Annotated in this window: 12 protein-coding genes; 3 read left to right on the top strand and 9 right to left on the bottom strand. The window is 66.1% G+C overall.

From position 1 onward, the window contains the following. Positions 1-128 precede the first annotated feature (128 nt). Positions 129-1,694: a phospholipase D family protein gene (locus JMF82_RS02925; protein ID WP_201313042.1), complete on the top strand. Its 1,566-nt coding sequence runs from the start codon at positions 129-131 to the stop codon at positions 1,692-1,694. 9 nt (positions 1,695-1,703) lie between these two features. Here the strand turns inward: JMF82_RS02925 and JMF82_RS02920 are convergent, their stop codons facing one another. Together JMF82_RS02920 and JMF82_RS02915 are read right to left on the bottom strand one after the other, a co-directional pair. After that, entirely contained in the window at positions 1,704-2,504 is an 801-nt protein-coding gene (locus tag JMF82_RS02920; RefSeq protein WP_236585279.1) for an SGNH/GDSL hydrolase family protein, read from the bottom strand. Between the two features lie 233 nt (positions 2,505-2,737). Next, on the bottom strand, positions 2,738-3,148 hold the full coding sequence (locus JMF82_RS02915; protein WP_201313040.1) for an SRPBCC family protein: 411 nt from the start codon (positions 3,146-3,148) through the stop codon (positions 2,738-2,740). A 303-nt stretch (positions 3,149-3,451) separates the two neighbouring features. Here JMF82_RS02915 and JMF82_RS02910 point away from each other — a divergent pair, with 303 nt between their 5' ends. Further along, on the top strand, positions 3,452-5,362 hold the full coding sequence (locus JMF82_RS02910; RefSeq protein WP_201313039.1) for a sigma-54-dependent Fis family transcriptional regulator: 1,911 nt from the start codon (positions 3,452-3,454) through the stop codon (positions 5,360-5,362). Positions 5,363-5,372: 10 nt separating this feature from the next. Here JMF82_RS02910 and JMF82_RS02905 read toward each other — a convergent pair whose 3' ends face one another. The 6 genes from JMF82_RS02905 to JMF82_RS02880 are packed head-to-tail and all read right to left on the bottom strand — an operon-like array spanning position 5,373 to position 13,000. Next, positions 5,373-7,775 carry a TonB-dependent receptor gene (locus JMF82_RS02905; RefSeq protein WP_236585266.1) on the bottom strand — a complete coding sequence of 801 codons (2,403 nt, stop codon included), beginning with the start codon at positions 7,773-7,775 and terminating at the stop codon, positions 5,373-5,375. Positions 7,776-7,780: 5 nt separating this feature from the next. Further along, on the bottom strand, positions 7,781-8,353 hold the full coding sequence (gene gfa, locus JMF82_RS02900) for an S-(hydroxymethyl)glutathione synthase (protein ID WP_201313038.1): 573 nt from the start codon (positions 8,351-8,353) through the stop codon (positions 7,781-7,783). 32 nt (positions 8,354-8,385) lie between these two features. Beyond that, positions 8,386-9,498, bottom strand: a complete 1,113-nt coding sequence (locus JMF82_RS02895; RefSeq protein ID WP_201313037.1) for an S-(hydroxymethyl)glutathione dehydrogenase/class III alcohol dehydrogenase — start codon at positions 9,496-9,498, stop codon at positions 8,386-8,388. A gap of 23 nt (positions 9,499-9,521) precedes the next feature. Beyond that, positions 9,522-10,280: a c-type cytochrome gene (locus JMF82_RS02890; protein WP_201313036.1), complete on the bottom strand. Its 759-nt coding sequence runs from the start codon at positions 10,278-10,280 to the stop codon at positions 9,522-9,524. A gap of 18 nt (positions 10,281-10,298) precedes the next feature. Then, positions 10,299-11,141, bottom strand: a complete 843-nt coding sequence (locus JMF82_RS02885) for a transporter substrate-binding domain-containing protein (RefSeq protein WP_201313035.1) — start codon at positions 11,139-11,141, stop codon at positions 10,299-10,301. A gap of 59 nt (positions 11,142-11,200) precedes the next feature. After that, positions 11,201-13,000, bottom strand: coding sequence for a methanol/ethanol family PQQ-dependent dehydrogenase (locus JMF82_RS02880; protein WP_201313034.1), 1,800 nt, complete (start codon positions 12,998-13,000; stop codon positions 11,201-11,203). Between the two features lie 410 nt (positions 13,001-13,410). Here JMF82_RS02880 and JMF82_RS02875 point away from each other — a divergent pair, with 410 nt between their 5' ends. After that, positions 13,411-15,552, top strand: a complete 2,142-nt coding sequence (locus tag JMF82_RS02875; protein WP_201313033.1) for a TonB-dependent receptor — start codon at positions 13,411-13,413, stop codon at positions 15,550-15,552. A gap of 8 nt (positions 15,553-15,560) precedes the next feature. Here JMF82_RS02875 and JMF82_RS02870 read toward each other — a convergent pair whose 3' ends face one another. Then, the gene (locus JMF82_RS02870; RefSeq protein ID WP_201313032.1) at positions 15,561-16,853 is read right to left on the bottom strand and encodes an amidohydrolase; all 1,293 of its coding nucleotides are present in this window, start codon (positions 16,851-16,853) and stop codon (positions 15,561-15,563) included. Positions 16,854-17,479 lie beyond the last annotated feature (626 nt).

Below are 17,479 nucleotides of genomic sequence, written 5' to 3'. Positions count from 1 at the left end.
AGCTGTATGGAACATGTGTGCATGCCATGCATGCAGGGTGCAACAGTCAGCCGTGATAGGGCTTGGCTATGTTAAATGGATGATGTCACCGGTCGGTGCGTTTCGTGGTCCTGCGTCGAGGTGCGGACATGCGGACAGATCGTCGGATCGTCTCGTTTGCCTTCACAATCCTTTGTCTGTTCCTTCAGGCGTGTTCCACGCTGCCGCCCAGCACCGCGAAGGAGGAGACGCATCACCTGACTCCCGCCGACGACACCGCGGCGGCCCGCTATGCGCATGCCGAGGTGGACAAGCACCAGAACCAATCCGGGTTCCGCTTGCTGACCTTGAGCACCAACGCGCTGCTCAGCCGGGTGGCGCTGGCCGACCGGGCCGCGCATTCGATCGACCTGCAGTACTACATCTTCGCCAACGACATGACCGGCCACCTGATGCTGCAGCATCTGCTGGCCGCGGCCGACCGCGGCGTGCGCGTGCGCATGCTCATCGACGACAACAACTTCGACGACAAGGATCACCTGTTCGAGGCGCTGGATTCGCATCCCAACATCGAGATCCGCCTGTTCAACCCGTTCCAGACGCGCGATCCCACGCTGCTGTCCCGCGCCACGCAGTTCATGCTCGAGTGGCGACGGCTCAACCGGCGCATGCACAACAAGTCCTTCATCGTCGACAACAACGTGGCGGTGATCGGCGGGCGCAATATCGGCGATCCCTATTTCGATGCGGGCAGCGACACGCATTTCCGCGATCTCGACGTGATCGCCATTGGGCCGGTCGTGCACCAGGCCTCCGAGGCGTTCGATGCCTACTGGAACTGCGATGTCGCCTATCCGCTCAACCAGCTCAAGAAGACGGACGGCTCCGGCCAGCAGCTTGCCGCCGCGCGCCAGGTACTCAAGAAGGAAGTGCGCGCCTTCGCCAAATCGGATTACGCGCAGGCCGTGATCGATGAACTCCCGGACGGCCCGACCGCCGACGCGCGCGGCGCATGGTTCTGGGGCGATGCCGAACTGGTGGCCGACCAGCCTGAAAAGATCGAGGCCTCGCGCGACGTGCCGGCGTTGCGCATCGGCCCCAAGCTCAAGACCATGCTGGACGGAGCGCAGCACGAGATCCTGGCGTCCACGCCCTACTTCATTCCGGGTGACGCCGGCACCAGGCACCTGGCTTCCCTTGCGCAGAACGGCCTGTCCATCAGGATCCTCACGAACTCGCTCGCCTCGACCGACGAGACCGCGGCGCATGCCGGCTACGTGCACTACCGCAAGGCGCTGGTCGAAGGCGGCGTGCAGCTCTACGAACTGAAGCCCTCATGGGGACAGAGCCAGCCGTCGACCTCGCTGGGCAAATCCTCGGGCATCAGCCTTCACGCCAAGACCATCGTGGTGGATGGCCGGCAGGTCTTCATCGGCTCGCTGAACATGGACCAGCGATCCAAGCTGCTCAATACCGAGATGGGTGTCATCGTGGATTCGCCAGGCCTCGCGAAGGCCATCGGCGACTTCTTCCGCACCGCGACCTTGCCGTCCAATGCCTACCAGGTGATGGTCGACCCCGCTTCGCACCACCTGGTATGGCTCACCACGGCCGACGGCAAGCCGGTGATCTACCAGAGCGAACCCGATGCCACCACCAAGCGGCGCACCGAAGTCACCCTGCTGCGCATGCTCCCCATCGACAGCCTGCTCTGACGCGGCGGGTCAATGCATGGCGGCTGGCGCTGCCAGGGCCTGCTTGATCGACGCATGGGCGAGCGGCTCCATCACCTGGTAGCCCATCAATGTCGGGTGCACGCCGTCGGACGACAGGCCATCCTTCATGCCGCCCGACGCGTTCGCCATGGCCGAGAAATAGTCGACGTAGGCGAAACCGTTGCGCGCCGCGTATTCCTTGATCCAGGCGTTCAGCACCTTGATGGTGGGCACGACGACCAGGCCCTGCCGCCAGGGGAATTTCTCCGCCGGCGGCACCGAGCCGAGAACCACGCGGATGCCATGTGCGCGCGCCAGCTCCGCCATCGAGGCGATATTGCCCTCCACCTGCGACAGCGTCACCGGCCCCGTATTGCCGGCAACGTCGTTGGTGCCGGCGAGGATATGCACCACCTGCGGATGAAGCTCGATCACGTCCTGGCGAAACCGCAGCAGCATCTGCGACGTGGTCTGCCCGCTGATGCCGCGATCCACCTTGCCCTCGGTGAAGTAGCCGGGGTCCAGCTTCTCCCAGCCTTCGGTGATCGAATCGCCCATGAAGACGACCTGCGGCGATGCCTTGCCCGACGACAGCGACGCATTCTTCGCGCGGTAACGACAAAGCTGCCCGAAATCGTGCGCAAACATGTAGGGCACCCATGGCTCGCCCGGCATCTGCTCCGGCGATTTCTGGCTGATGCACGGGTCGGTGACGATGCCCGTGGGCTCGTCCTGGGCAAACGCCGTCGTAGTGGTGATGCCCACGGCGCACATCATGCCGAGGGCACGGATCATCAAGCGACCGAACATCAAGGGTGGCTCCAATCGACAAGGAAGGATGGGCATCGCGCATATCCGTCGCCGGCAGCACGACCGATGAGCCGCGGGATGCGCAAGGCAGCATACCCATCTCGGGCAGCGTCGGCATCCTCGTGATCCGTGTTGCGAAACGCATGATGTGCCGAAACTCTCGCGCGGGGCCACGGCATCGAACGCAAGGCCTTGCGTTTCACGAGGGGAAGGCGACGGGAGCGCCATGCGGCTTATTCCGTGAGCGCGATGGCGAGCGCGGCGAGGCCTTCGGAGTACAGGTCCTGCAGGGTCAGATAGACGTCCCGCTCGTGCGTCTCCACCGGTTCGAAAACGCTGGACCACACGACCTTGCAGCCCAGCTCCATGGCGTCCACCTGCAGGGTCGCGCGGCACTCGCGCATCGGCAGGGCGCCGTCGACCCAGGCGTAGATGTAGCGACGCATGAGGTCGTTGCGGGTTTCGAGGCGTTCGACGGCGCGGGTGCCGTCGACGTAGTGCAGGGTGCGAATGCGGCCTTCCCAGGACAGGTCCAGGCGGCTTACCGCGGGATGCCAGCGATGCATGGCGCCGAAATCGCCGATGAGCGCCCAGACGACGTCCGCCGGGCTGGACAAGCCCTGTGCGACCTGGATTTCTGGCATGACGACCCCCGGCGTGCGCACGCGCGTGTCCGTGTTCCCAAGTGTTCAGGCAAGAGCCAAGCCAAGGTCGAAGGGGGCGAAAACCACGCGCGGCGGCGCTTTCACCGTCACGCTTTCGTGAATGCTGTTGCTGTTCCGGGACAGCGGTGGTGACACAGCGCGCCACATGTTGCACTGCGGTTTGCGTCGAGCCATGCAACGGCAGTAGGTTCCAGAGACCGCCTCATGGAGGATGCCGCGGAGCGTGCGATTCGCGCGTCACCCCCACGCCTCCGCAACACCTCTTCTACGATGGAGTTGCGCATGGGCCAGGCCTTGCAGACTGCCTCCTCGCCCCTCATCAAGGGCCTGCTCAGGGAGCGTTTCGGCGACATCGATGTCGCGCCGCACGTGGCGCGCTCATGGCTGCGATGCGTCGAGGAATACGGGCTGGAAGTGGATGGCCCGCGCCCCATGCCCGTGCTCGACAATGCCTCGCTCGTCGAGCGGCAGCAACGTTTCGGCGAGTTGCTCAACGTGGCGCGCGCCGAGATGGAAAACCTCTATGAGCAGATCGCCGGTTCCGGCTATGCCGTGATCCTCTGCGATGCGGAAGCGGCGATTCTCGGGGCGATCACCGATCCCACGCTCAAGCGGGAATTCCGCAAGGCGGGCCTGCGTGCGGGCGCGATCTGGAGCGAACGCTACGAAGGCACCAATGGCATGGGTACCTGCGTGGCCGAACGCAGTCCGGTGACGGTGTACCGGCAGGAGCACTTCCGCCATTTCCACGCCGACCTCTCGTGTTCGGGTGCCCCGGTACTCGATACCCAGGGCAACGTGCTGGCGGTGCTGGACGCATCCACCGTCAACGCGGCGGACACCCGGCTGATCCAGCGCCACACGATGGCGCTGGTCGCGATGTCGGCGAACCTCATCTCGCGCTACCACTTCCTGCTGGAGTGTCGCGAGAAGTGGGTGCTGCGCTTCCACAGCCGGCCTGAATTCGTGGGCCTGCTGCATGAGGCGCTGCTGGCGGTGGACGACAAGGGCATCGTGCGCGCGGTCAACGAGAGTGCGCTGGCCCAGCTCGGCGTGCCGCGGGACCAGTTGGTCGGGCAGGCGCTGGACAAGGTCTTCCCATTTGACTTCCAGACATTGGAAGAACGTGCCTACGCCGATGCGACGACGCTGTGGCCGGTGCGTGACGTGGCCTACGGGAGGCGCTTCTTCGCGATGGTCCGCCCGCCGGGCATGGGTGGCGCTGCCTCGCGGCGGACGGAGCGCGGCAGCGCGCGCCATTACGTCGGCGACGATGCGCACATCCAGCATTGCATGAACTGCGCGCGCCAGCTGTTCGGCCGCCGGGTGCCGTTGTTGCTGCAGGGTGCGACCGGCACCGGCAAGGAGGCATTCGCCAAGGCGTTGCACCAGGCGAGCGCGTGGGCGGACAAGCCGTTCGTGGCGGTGAACTGCGCGGCGATTCCGGAAACGCTGATCGAAAGCGAACTCTTCGGCTACACGCGCGGTGCTTTCACCGATGCCTCGCGTGACGGCCACCTGGGCAAGATCCGCCAGTCCAGCGGTGGTACCCTGTTCCTCGACGAAATCGGCGACATGCCGCTGCACATGCAGACGCGCCTGCTGCGCGTGCTGGAAGAGCACGAAGTGATGCCGCTGGGCGGGGAGCGGGCGATCCCGGTGGACCTGCACATCATCAGCGCCACGCACCAGGACCTGCAGAAGATGGTGCAGGCCGGCGAGTTCCGCGAGGACCTGTACTACCGTCTCAACGGCATCACCCTGCAGCTACCGCTGCTGCGCGAGCGTACGGACAAGGAGGCGCTGGTGGAGGCCATCCTCGACGACGAGTGCCAGGGCCATGTGCGGCCCCGGCTGAGCGACGATGCGCTGGGCCTGATCGTCGGCTACGCGTGGCCCGGCAACATCCGCCAGCTGCGCAACGCGCTGCGCACCGCCGCGGCGCTGTGCAGCGACGGCATCATCAAGGCCTGCAATCTTCCCCACGAAATCGTGGGCGGCCATGGCGCCGAGCCGCGGTTGGATGCGGTCGTCGAGACGCAGACGCCGTTGCGCACCGCCGAGCGGGCGGCACTGCTGCGCGAACTGGAGAGCAGCCACTGGAACATCAGCCGCACCGCCTCGACGCTGGGCGTCAGTCGCAACACGCTGTACCGAAAGCTGCACAAGCACGGTATCGCGCTGCCGGACTGAGCGGGCCTGCCTACAGGTGGACCCGCACCCCCACGGTGAACAGCCGCGGCGCGCCGGGTGCCACGAACAGCGTGGTCGGCGCGTTGCCCGGCGCGAGCTGGGGACGAACCAGCCGGCCATCGGGAAGGGCGTCGTCGGCGACTGCGCCATAGGTTTCGTAGCGGCGGTCGAACACGTTGTCGACGCGCGCGTAGAACTGCCAGGTCGCGTTCAATGCATAGCTCGCCCGCAGGTTCAGCAGCAGGTAGCCCGGCGTGCTCCAGTCGGCGCGCATCTCCGGGTCGTCGTCGCTGATGCGGCCGTCCTCGTTGCCGTTGCTGACGCTGGATGAAGCCGTCGAGATGTCGCCGCCCAGGGTAAGCCGCGAGGTGGCGTTCCAGTCCAGCGTGAACTTGAGATGGTGGCGCGGCAGGCCGGCGATGCGCATGCCCGGGCGCGTGTCGATGACGCGCTCGCCCGCCTGCAGTGGCCCGCTGGATTCATAGGTGGCCAGCAGCAGGCTGTAGCCGACATGCCACCACCATGCACCCTCGTGGCCACCAGCGTCGAGATCGGCGCCCTGGTAGCGCGTGCGGCCCACGTTGGCGAAATAGCCTTGCTGCGTGTTCGGCGCACGCAGGAACAGGATGTCGTCGTGGTTGTCGGTGCGGTACAGCTCCGCGCTTGCCTTCAGGCGTTCGCCGTCCTGCCAGCGCACGCCGAGCTGCCCGTTGCGCGACACCACCTGGCGCAGTGGCGGATCGGCCTGCAGGCCGGTCGGCAGCCGGCACGGTTGACCGGCATCGGCGCAGCCGAGCTCGATCACCGAAGGCGCGCGGTTGCTCTGCGAGGCGTTCACGAACAGCACCCATCGGCCAACCGCCTGCGTGATGCCGAGCGACGGGTTGAGCTTGCGAAAGGTGTCGAGCTGCGACGGTTGTTCACCGTCATCCGCGTTGGCGAGCTGGCTGCGCAGGCGCAGGTCGTTCCAGCGCAGCGAACCGGTAAAGTGGGTGGACGCGCCGACGGCCCAGGTATCGGTGGCGTAGAGACCGATGGCGCGGCTGTCGCCTTGCACCCCGGAGAAGAACTCGACCGGCGCGGCGTGATCGCCCTGAACCGTGCGGTTGCCTTCCGCGATCCACGCATCCTGGGTGAATTGCGCGTAGCGCACGGTGCTGCGGTCGAAGGTGGCGCCCAGCGCGATCTGGTGCCCGCCCGCCTTCGTGCCGAGATTGAACCCGGCTCCCTGGCCCTGCTGTCGGTTCTGCGTGGTATTGAGCACGCCGGTGGGCAAGGCGCCTGCCTGGTTGCGGCTGACATCGCACGAGGCATCCAGTGGCGTACCCCCGCTGTCATACCCCGCGCCGCAGCGGTCGATGAAATCCTGGTAGTCGTCGTTGACGTCGCCGTTGACGGTGTCACGCCGGGTGTGCCGCGTATACGCGAGGGCGGTGAGCGCGGTGTCTTCGCTGAATCGGTAGGTGTCGTGCAGGGCGAGCTGCGACACCTGGCTGCGCGTGATGTCGGGCGCGGTGTAGATGGCGCGCCGGTCGTGCTGGTACAGCCCGGGTTCGAAGGCGCCCTCGCCGTCGTCGTAGCGCGTGCCCGGCAGCAGGCCATTGCCGGACAGGCGGCTGCTGCCCTGGATGGCGGAAACATCCCAATCGTTGCGTTCGCGCTGCCGGCCGAACTTCACGAACAGGTTGCCCAGCCGTCCCGGCGAATCGCGCCGCCAGCCGTTCTCGTTGAAGTACGTGCCGGCGACGTAGACATGCCAGCCTTGTGCATTGCCGGCGCCGTAGGACAGGTCGGTGCGCTTGCGCGCATAGCTGCCATACGACACATCGGCGTCGAAGCCGGGCGAGGTGAGCCCGGATTTGGTCGTGAGCACCAGCGCGCCGCCGAGCGTGTTGGGACCGAACACGGGGTTGGCGCCCGGCAACAGCGTCACCGAATCGAAGGCGAATTCCGGCAAGAGATCCCAGGCCACGATGTCGCCGAACGGCTCGTTCACGCGCACGCCGTCGAGGTACACCGAAATGCCCTGCGCCGCGCCGAGCGTCGGCGAGGCGCGGAAGCCATGGAACGTCACGTCGGTCTGGAACGGACTGCCCTGCACCTCGTTGGTGTTCACCCCGGTGAGGCGGTTGCCCATCACGCCGACCAGGTTGCCGGCGCTGTCGCGCTGCTCGTCGTAGCGCAGCGTCTGCGCCTGGTAGGGCAGGATGGCGGCGTCGAGACCGATGCCGGGCAGCGGCGCCGGCGAGACGTATACCGGCGCCAGATTGGTGACTTGCGGCGCGTCCTCCGCGCGCACGGCGCCCATCGCGCAACACAGCGCGATCGATCCTGCGATGGCGTGGCGGTACCGGATGACCCGGGCGTCCGGCAGGAAACCGGCCACGGTGCTTTCTCCGCGGCCGGTTTCCATCAAGCTCACGCCTTGAGCACGCCCGACGCCTGGGCCAATTTGGTGGCGATGAAATCCATCAGGGGCGGCGACAGGCAATCGTACGGGGGCAGGCCCAGTTCGCGCAGCCGCGCGCGCACCGCATCCATGTTGTTCGGATCGGCACCGGACTCGATGATGGAAGACACGAAGGCGGCGAATCCAGGCGCCGACCATCCGCTCTCCGACGACAATTCCGTGTGGATGAAGTCCAGCCCGTAGAACGGATGGTCTTTGTTCTCGATGCGGCCCAGCATGTGCACGCCGCAACCGATGCAGGCGTGGCGCTGGATGGTCGCCTTGTCGTCGACGATCTTCAGCTTGTCCTCGTTGTCGGTCACTGTCACCTTGTCGCGAGGCGCCACCGCGATCATCGCGAACAGGGCGCCGTCGGGTTTCCAGCACCGGGTGCAGCCGCATACATGGTTGTGCGCCGACTGCGTTGCGACGCTGACCTTGACCGGTCTGTCCTTGCATTTGCATACCAGGGTGCCGCCGGCGAAATCCGCCGAGCCCTGCTTGACGCCGTGGTCGACCGAAGGATGGATGGCGATGCTCATGGCCTTGCCCTCTCGATGGCGCCGTGGCGCCGCTAGTAGATGATCACGGAACGAATGCTCTTGCCTTCATGCATCAGGTCGAACGCGCGGTTGATCTCGTCCAGGCCCATGGTGAAGCTGATGAACGGGTCGATCTTGATGTCGCCCGACATGTAGCGATCCACATAGCCCGGCAGCTGGCTGCGGCCCTTCACGCCCCCGAACGCGGTGCCGCGCCACACCCGTCCGGTGACCAGCTGGAACGGACGCGTGCTGATTTCCTGGCCCGCGCCGGCCACGCCGATGATGGTCGACTCGCCCCAGCCGCGATGGCAGCACTCCAGCGCGGCGCGCATCACCTGCACATTGCCGATGCATTCGAACGAATAGTCCACGCCGCCGTGGGTGAGATCGACGATCACCTGCTGGATGGGCGTGTCCGGATAGTCCCTGGGGTTCACGACATCCGTCGCGCCCATGGCGCTGGCCATCCCGAACTTGTCCGGGTTGGTGTCGATGGCGATGATGCGGCCCGCCCCGGCCATGACGGCGCCCTGCACCACGGCCAGGCCGATGCCGCCGAGGCCGAAGACCGCCACCGACGAACCGGGCTCGACCTTGGCCGTGTTGAGCACCGCGCCGATGCCGGTGGTGACGCCGCAACCAAGCAGGCACACCTTGTCCAGCGGGGCGGCCTGGTTGATCCTGGCGAGCGCGATCTCCGGCAGCACGGTGTAGTTGCTGAAGGTGCTGCAGCCCATGTAGTGCAGCAGCGGCTTGCCGTTGAGCGAGAAGCGCGACGTGCCGTCGGGCATCAGGCCCTTGCCCTGCGTGGCGCGGATCTTCACGCAGAGATTGGTCTTCTTCGAGCGACAGTATTCGCACTCGCCGCACTCGGGCGTGTACAAGGGGATGACATGGTCGCCGGGCTTGAGCGTGGTGACGCCGGCGCCGACTTCTTCCACCACGCCACCGCCTTCATGGCCGAGGATGACCGGGAACTGTCCTTCGGGGTCGGCCCCGGACAAGGTGAAGGCGTCCGTGTGGCACACGCCCGTGGCGACGATGCGCACCAGCACCTCGCCGGCCTTGGGGCCTTCGACGTCCACTTCCTCGATGACCAGGGGTTTGCCTGCTTCAAAGGCAATGGCAGCTCGCGACTTCATGGCGACTCCTGACAAAGTTGGCGCTAGTCCTGGCTTGACGGTGGCCGGCCCGGCGGCACCAGGTCGAGCTGGCGCGCCTTGATGTACTCGTAGATCTGGCGGACCTCCTGCTCCTGGAAGAAACCCGCCCACGCCGGCATGCCCTTGTCGGCGCGTCCGGCCATGGCGGTGGTGAGGAAGGTGTTCCATGTCATGCCCTGGCCCAGCGAGTTGCGCAGGTCAGGCGCGATGTCGCCGCCCACGGCATCGCCACCATGGCAACGGAAGCAATACGAGTTGTAGTTCTCGTAGCCCTTGAAGATGTCGTCGGTGACCTTGGGCGGCTTGTCGTCGAGATAGACCTGGAAGTCGGCGGTGACGGATTTGCCGGCTGGATTCTTGTAGGCATGCGCGCCGCCACCGGCCGCGGCGGTCGCTGCCGCCCCACCCTGGCCGGGCTTCTGCGACAACACCCAGGCCACCGCATCCTGCAGGTCGGCATCGCTCAGCTGGGGATGCGGCGGCATCGGCACGTCGCCCCACACGCCACTGCCGCCTGCCTTGATCTTCTTCGACAGCGTGGCGATAGCCTGCTGCCTTTGCGCGGCATATTTCCTTGCCACGTCCTGGTACGAGGGGCCGACCACCTTGTGGTCGATCGCGTGGCAGGAAAGACAATCGCTGCCCTTGACCACGGCTTCGCCCCTGCCGGCATCGGGTGGGGCGGCGGAAGCCGTGGTGGCGGCGACACACAGCGACGCCGACACCACGGCCCGCCACACGCCTATCGATGCATTTCGCATTCGCTTGATCCTCCGCTGCTAAAGGTTGGCCATCTGGTGCGATGGCGAGGCCGAGCCATCGCTGTCGCCAAAGATCTGGATGCCGTGCTGGTGCAGCACGCCGGTCAGCGCCCCCTGCTGCTGCTTGATCACCTGGTTGAGCGCGTTGCGCAGCGCTTCGTCGTTCTTGCGCACCGCCATCGACATCGGGAACGAATACATCTCGGGCGAGCCGGTGGCGCGGGTGTTGGGCAGCGCCACGGTGGCGAGGTCGGGGTAGTCGTGCAGGAACGCGCCGATCGCCGGTTGCCAGGTGATCATCACGTCGATCGTGCCGTCCTCCACGGCCTGCAGCATGCTGCGTGGCGACTTGCCTGGCGTCTCGGCCACGTCGAACGCCGTGGCGGCCTGGACCATGCCGCGAAGCTGCAGGCCCGACTCCACCGGCGTGTCCGACTCGAAGCCGATCTTCAGCTTGCGCAGGTCGGGCGAGTTCATGTTCTCCAGGTTGTAGTTATTGGCCTTCTTGAACACGAACACGTAGGAAGAGACGTAATACGGATCGGTGGTCAGCTCTTCTTCGTTGCCGTAAGGCATGCTCATCACGACGTCGCACTTGCCGCTGTCGAGGTTGCGCGAGAGATATTCGGCATAACCGCCATGCGCGCGCTGGTTGTCCCAGACGTATTCGAGCCTGGCGCCCATCGCCTTGGCGACGGTTTCGGCCACGGCGTTCTCGAAGCCTTCGCCGGCGCGGTTGGAATAGGGCAGATAGTCGGGGTCGGCGCAGACCTTCAGGGTCTTGCCGGCGGCGTGCGCGCCCGTGATGCCGGCAAGCGCCAGCATCAGGCCGAGCGACACGGATACGGGGAACGTGCGCATGGACTTTCTCCGGTGGCGTGGAAACGGAGACGGCGGCGAAGTCGCCGCCGTCCGTCCGTTCAATCGATGGCGAACACCAGCAAGGTGCCGCCGAGGTTCGTGTAGTCCGCGAGGCTCGCCGTGGCGCCCACCGCGCCGAGGCCCTCGGTCGCCTTGGTGAGGTTTTCGGCCAGGCCAATGGCCGCCCAGCCACCGACACCGCTCAAGATCGCCACGTACTGCTTGCCGTCATAGGTGTACGTGATCGGGTTGCCGATGATTCCCGAGGGCGTCTTGAAGTGCCAAAGCACCTTGCCCGTCTTGATGTCCACCGCGCGGAAATCGCCGGTGAGCGTGCCGTAGAACACCAGGCCGCCGGCCGTGGTGAGCGCGCCGCCCCAATCCTGGAAGCGATCCTTGATCTCCCACTTGGTCTGCCCGCTGATCGGGTCGAACGCGATGAAGCGGCCGCCCACTTCGCCGTGGTCGGCCGGATACATGTTCACCAGCGCGCCGACATACGGGAAGCCCGCCTTGTACTTCACGTTGAACGCCTGGTAGTCCATGCACACGTGGTTGGTGGGCACGTAGAACAGCTTGGTGTTGGGGTCGTACGAGGCCGGCTGCTGGTCCTTGCTGCCCTGTGACGAGGGGCAGATGCCTTTCACGTTGACGTTTTCCTTGGTCATCATCGCGTCGTTCAGCACGGGGCGACCGGTCGCCATGTCGATGTGGTCGGCCCAGTTCACCACCGCGTCGTACTTCTTGGCGGAGAGCAGCTTGCCGGTGCGGCGGTCTAGCACGTAGGCGAAGCCGTTGCGATCGAAGTGGGTGAGGGTCGGCACGGTCTTGCCGTCGATGGTGCTGTCGGTGAGGATGCTTTCGTTGACGCCGTCATAGTCCCAGCCGTCGTGCGGCGTCATCTGGAACACCCATTTCGCCTTGCCGGTTTCCGGGCTGCGCGCGATGATCGACATCGAGTACTTGTTGTCGCCCGGACGTTGCGTCGGGTTCCAGGTGCCGGGGTTGCCGGTGCCGTAATAGAACAGGTCGAGCTTGGGGTCGTAGGTGTACCAGCCCCAGGTGGTGCCGCCGCCGAGCTTCCACTGGTCGCCCTGCCAGGAGGCGAGGCTGGAGTTCTTGCCCACGGGTTTCTGCGTCGCGCCGTCGATGGTCTTGTCCGGGTCGAACATCAGCTGGTCGTCGGGGCCGGTGCTGTAGGCGCGCCACAGCTGCTTGCCGCTGGCCGCGTCGTTGCCGGTCACGTAGCCGTGCACGCCGTACTCGGCACCGGATACGCCGGTGATCACCACGTTCTTCACCACCAATGGGGCCATCGTCTGGGTCTGGCCCAGCTTCGGGTCCGCGTTCTGCACCTTCCACTTCACGTTGCCGTTCTTGGCGTCCAGCGCGTAGAGGAAGCCGTCCAGCGCGTTGGCGTAGATGACGCCGTTGGCATAGGCGACGCCGCGGTTGACCACGTCGCAACAGGCCACGGAGGGCGCGAACTTGTCCTGCTGCGGGGCGAACTTCCACAGGATGCGCCCCGGCTCCTTCAGCGAAACGGCGTACACGTAGTTCGGGAATGAACTTTCGAAATACATGGTGTCGCCGACGATCAACGGCTGGCCTTCATGGCCGCGCAGCGAGCCGGTGGACATCGTCCAGGCCACATGGAGGTTCTTCACGTTGTCGGCGGTGATCTGGTTGAGGCCGCTGTACCGCTGGCCCGCGTAGTTGCCCGCGGGGATCACCCACTGGTTGTGGTCCTGCGAAAGCTTGTCCAACTGATCGTCGGCCGATGCGATGCACGGCAACGCAAGGCTGAGGCATGCGATGGCGCTGAGGTGTCGCCAACGGCAAACGGACGGACTGGGCATGATGGTTCTCCCCGGGCACGTGGAACGAGGACGCACCGGTGACCGCAACGCTGCGCGAGCATCGGCACAGGTAACTGCATCGTGCATGTAGCAGCCCACGTGCCAGCTCCCGATATCGGGAAAAATGACCACACAATCATCGATCTATGGGATTTCCATGGCATGCCCAAGCACGTGCCGGCACGGCGAGTGTCCCCATAACGCCACACTGCGTGCTGCAGAACTGGCGCAGTTTCTTTTCGCTTTCCGTGAAGGAGCGCACCCAGCGCGCGAAAAGCCCACGAAGCGACAACGACCAGCCATCGCAGCACGCCCCCAAGCATGCACGCGATCACTCACGCCGCACTTGCATCGCCACCACCGACCTCGTGATCATGCAGCGCTACCCCACGACGCCACGGAGACCGACGATGTCCTCGCGAAGCCTTCGCAGGATGGCCAGCGTGATGATCGTCGCGAGCTCGCCCTGGGCGACGGTCTTCGCGCAGCAGGCTGGCTCGCAGGGCCAGGCCGCCACGCTTTCCACCGTGCAGGTCAATGCCAGCCGCCTCGGCATGCCGCCCATCGATGTGCCCGCCGCGTTGAGCGTGGTGCGCGTGGCGCCGTCGGAGTCGGGCGAGGCGGGCGTCAATCTCTCCGAAACCCTGGTGGGGGTGCCCGGCATCCTGGCGCGCGATCGCCAGAACTACGCGCAGGACGAGCAGATCTCGATACGCGGTTTCGGCTCGCGCAGCACGTTCGGCGTGCGCAGCATCCGGCTCTATCTCGATGGCGTGCCCGCGACGCTGCCGGACGGCCAGGGACAGGTCTCGCATTTCGTGCTCGACACCGCCGATCGCGTGGAGGTATTGCGCGGACCGTTCTCGGTGCTCTACGGCAACGCGGCGGGTGGCGTGGTGCAGATGTGGAGCGCGCCGGGTACGCCGACACCGCAGACCACGCTTGGCGTGTACGGGGGCAGTGACGACAGCTTCCGCTACAGCGTCGACACGCGCGGCACCGCGGGCCCGATGGACTACAACATCGCCGCGTCGCAATTCCTCTCCGGCGGTTATCGGCAGCACAGCCGCGTGAACCGGCAGTCCGCGCACGCGCGACTGGGTTTCGATCTCGGCCATGGGCAATCGTTGACGGTGGTGGTGAATCATCTCGACCAGCCGCGCGCGGAAGACCCGATGGGGCTCACCAAGGCGCAGGCCGCGGCGGACCCGCGCCAGGCTTCGCCGGCGGCGCTGGCATTCGATACGCGCAAGAGCACGCGGCAGGACCAGGCCGGCGTGATCTACGAACGGCCTTCCGGCGAGGACGGCCAGTGGCGCGCCATGGCGTATTACGGCGAGCGCGAGATCACCCAGTATCAATCGATCCCCGTCGCCACCCAGCTCAACCCGCTGCAACCCGGCGGCGTGGTGGAGCCCAACACGCACTATGGCGGCGCCGACCTGCGCTGGTCGCATCGGGGCCAGCTGGCCGGTGGCGACTACGAATTCGTGCTGGGTGCGAGTGGCGACTACCAGCGGCAGCACCGCCTGGGCTACGAGAACTTCGTGGGCACGACGCTAGGCGTCAAGGGGCGGCTGCGTCGTGACGAGGACGACAATGTCGATGACGTGGCGGCCTACGCGCAGTGGTACTGGCACTTCGCGCCGTCGTGGGCGCTGATGCTGGGGCTGCGCCGCGACGAGGTGCGCTTCAGCGAGCACGACTACTACATCACGCCGCGCAATCCGGACGACAGCGGCAGCGTCGACTATTCCGCCACCACGCCGGTGGTGGCGTTGCAGTATCGCCCCGGCGATGCGTTGCGGTTGTACGCGAGCTACGGCGAGGGCTTCGAAACGCCCAGCTACAACGAGCTTGGCTATCGCAGCGACGGGCAGCCGGGGCTCGCCTTCAACCTGCGGCCCGCGCGCAGCCACAACGTCGAGGCGGGCCTGAAGTGGCCACTTGCGCCGGCGATGGAGTTCGACGCGGCGCTGTTCCGCGCGGATACGCGCGACGAACTGGCCATCGCCACCAGCGTCAACGGACGCACCACCTACCGCAACGTGCATGACACGCGCCGGCAGGGCATCGAGCTTTCCTTCGACGGCGAGCTCGCGCCGGGCTGGCACCTCATCGCCGCCTACACGCATCTGCAGGCGCAGTTCCGCAGCGGCTTCCTTACTTGTGCAGGAACGCCTTGCACGACGCCCACGGTGCCGGTGGCGGCGGGTTCGCGCATGCCGGGCGTACCCGAGGATTACGGTTCGCTACGCCTGCAGCACGGTGGCGACACCGGCTGGCGCGAAGGGCTCACGCTCAGCGGCGCGGGCATGACCACGGCCAACGACATCGGCACGGCCACGGCAGCCGGCTATGCGGTGTTCGATGCCGATGTCGCCTACACCTTCGTGCTTGGCGAGAAGCAACGCCTGCAGCTGAGCGCGCGCGTCGACAACCTCGCCGACCGGCGCTACATCGGCTCGGTGATCGTCAACGACGGCAACGGCCGCTACTACGAGCCTGCGCCGGGGCGCACCTGGCTGTTTGGCGCACGCTTCACTTTCTGAGCGATCTGTCAGCCGGCCGGCGCGTTGAGGTAGTCCAGCGTGGCCTGCAGCATGGATTCCATGCCGAGCTTCAGCGCGCCTTCGTCCATGAAGAACTTCGGCGAATGGTTGGTGGGCGCCTTGAGTGCGTCCTGGCCGGCGGGCGTGGCGCCGACGAAGAAATACACGCTCGGCACTTCCTTGGCGAAGTACGCGAAATCTTCCGAAGCCATCCAGGGGCGCGCCTCGATCACGTGGTCGGCGCCGATGGCCCTGCCGATGCTCGCGCGCACGCGCGCGGCGAGCGCGGGGTCGTTGACCAGCACCGGATTGCTGTCGCCCACCGGTATCTGCGTCTCCACCGTGGCGCCGTTGGCTTCGGCGACGTGCTCGGCGATGGACTTGAGGTTGTCGAACGCCTGCTGGCGCATGCCGGTGTCGAACGTGCGCAGCGTGCCCTGCAGTTCGACCTTGTCCGGCACGATGTTGTAGCGCGAGCCGCCTTCGATGATGCCGAAGCTGAGTACCGCCGGCAGCTCGCTGATGTCGAGCTTGCGGCTCACGATGGTCTGCGCCGCATTGATGATCTGCGCGGCGGTGACGATGGGGTCGATGCCGTTCCACGGCGTCGCGCCATGCGTCTGGCGGCCGTGGATCACCAACTTGAACCAGTCCGAGCCTGCCATCGTCGCGCCCGGCCGCACCGCCACGGTGCCGACATTGAGCGCGCTCACCACGTGCATGCCGAACATCGCGTCGGGCTTGAAGTCGCGGAACACGCCTTCCTTCAGCATGAGCGACGCGCCGCCCTGCTCGCCGGGAGGCGCCCCTTCCTCGGCGGGCTGGAACACGAACATCACTTCGCCGGGCAAGTCCTTCTTCATGCCCGCCAGCACCGTGGCGAGGCCCAGCAGCATGGCCGTATGCGCATCGTGGCCGCAGGCATGCATGACGCCGGTGGGTTTGCCGCGGTATTCGCCCTTGGCCTTGGAGGCAAAGGGCAGGTCCACTTCCTCGGTGACCGGCAAGGCATCCATGTCCGCGCGGATGGCCAGCTTCGGTCCGGGCTTGCCGCCCTTGAGGATGCCGGTCACGCCGGTGTGCGCGATGCCCGTGTGCACCTCCAGCCCAAGCTTCTTCAGTTGCGCGGCGACCAGGGCGGAGGTGCGCGTCTCGCGATTGCTCAACTCGGGATGCTGGTGGATATCGCGACGCCAGCCGGTGACCTGGGGCAGCTCGTTCTGCACCAGCTGGGTGGTGTCGGCGGCGTGGGTGGATCCGATGGCGGCGGCAAGGGCAAAGGCAAGCACGGTCTGGCGCATGGAAGCTCTCCACGGGAAGTGCCTCGATCCTAGCGCGATCGCACGCCGCTGTTTGTACGGGCGCACCCAGTGCGCGACAGCGCTTTCGCGCCGGGCTGCATGGTTTTCTCTTGAGAGGGGGGTGCTGCCTTCGGTTGCCATGCTACCGCCAGGTGCCCCCTACGCACCGTAGGAAGTGCCCGTGGGACGCGGCGGACGTTTCAACGTCCTGCCGACCTCTGTAGGAGCGCACCCAGTGCGCGACAGCCTTTCGCGCCGGTCTGCACGTTTATTGCTCTTGTGGAAGCGGGCTATGCCTTCGGTTGCCATGCTGTCGCGAGCATGCCGCCTACGCAGCGGGCGTTTCGATCCCCTGCCGGCGCTCGAGTCACTTTTCTTTTGCTGGCCCAAAAGAAAAGTAACCCAAAGAAAATGGCCTTCAGAGCCAAGGCTCATAGCCATATGCGGGATAGGAGCGTCGGACGACCGAGGCCAGCCGGGATGGGCTCGTTGCTACCTCAAAAGAAGCCGCTACACCGCCACGCGCCGAGGCGAAGAGGACTCAAGGCAACGTCGTTGAGCCGTGAGGGGATCTATTCATACCGCACCGCCGTTTTTTCTCCCTCTCCCCTCTGGGGAGAGGGCTG

Source organism: Dyella sp. EPa41, assembly GCF_016586165.1.
Classification (GTDB): Bacteria; Pseudomonadota; Gammaproteobacteria; order Xanthomonadales; family Rhodanobacteraceae; genus Dyella.
The sequence above is the reverse complement of the archived record's forward strand: the minus strand, read 5'-3'. Positions and strand labels throughout refer to the sequence as shown.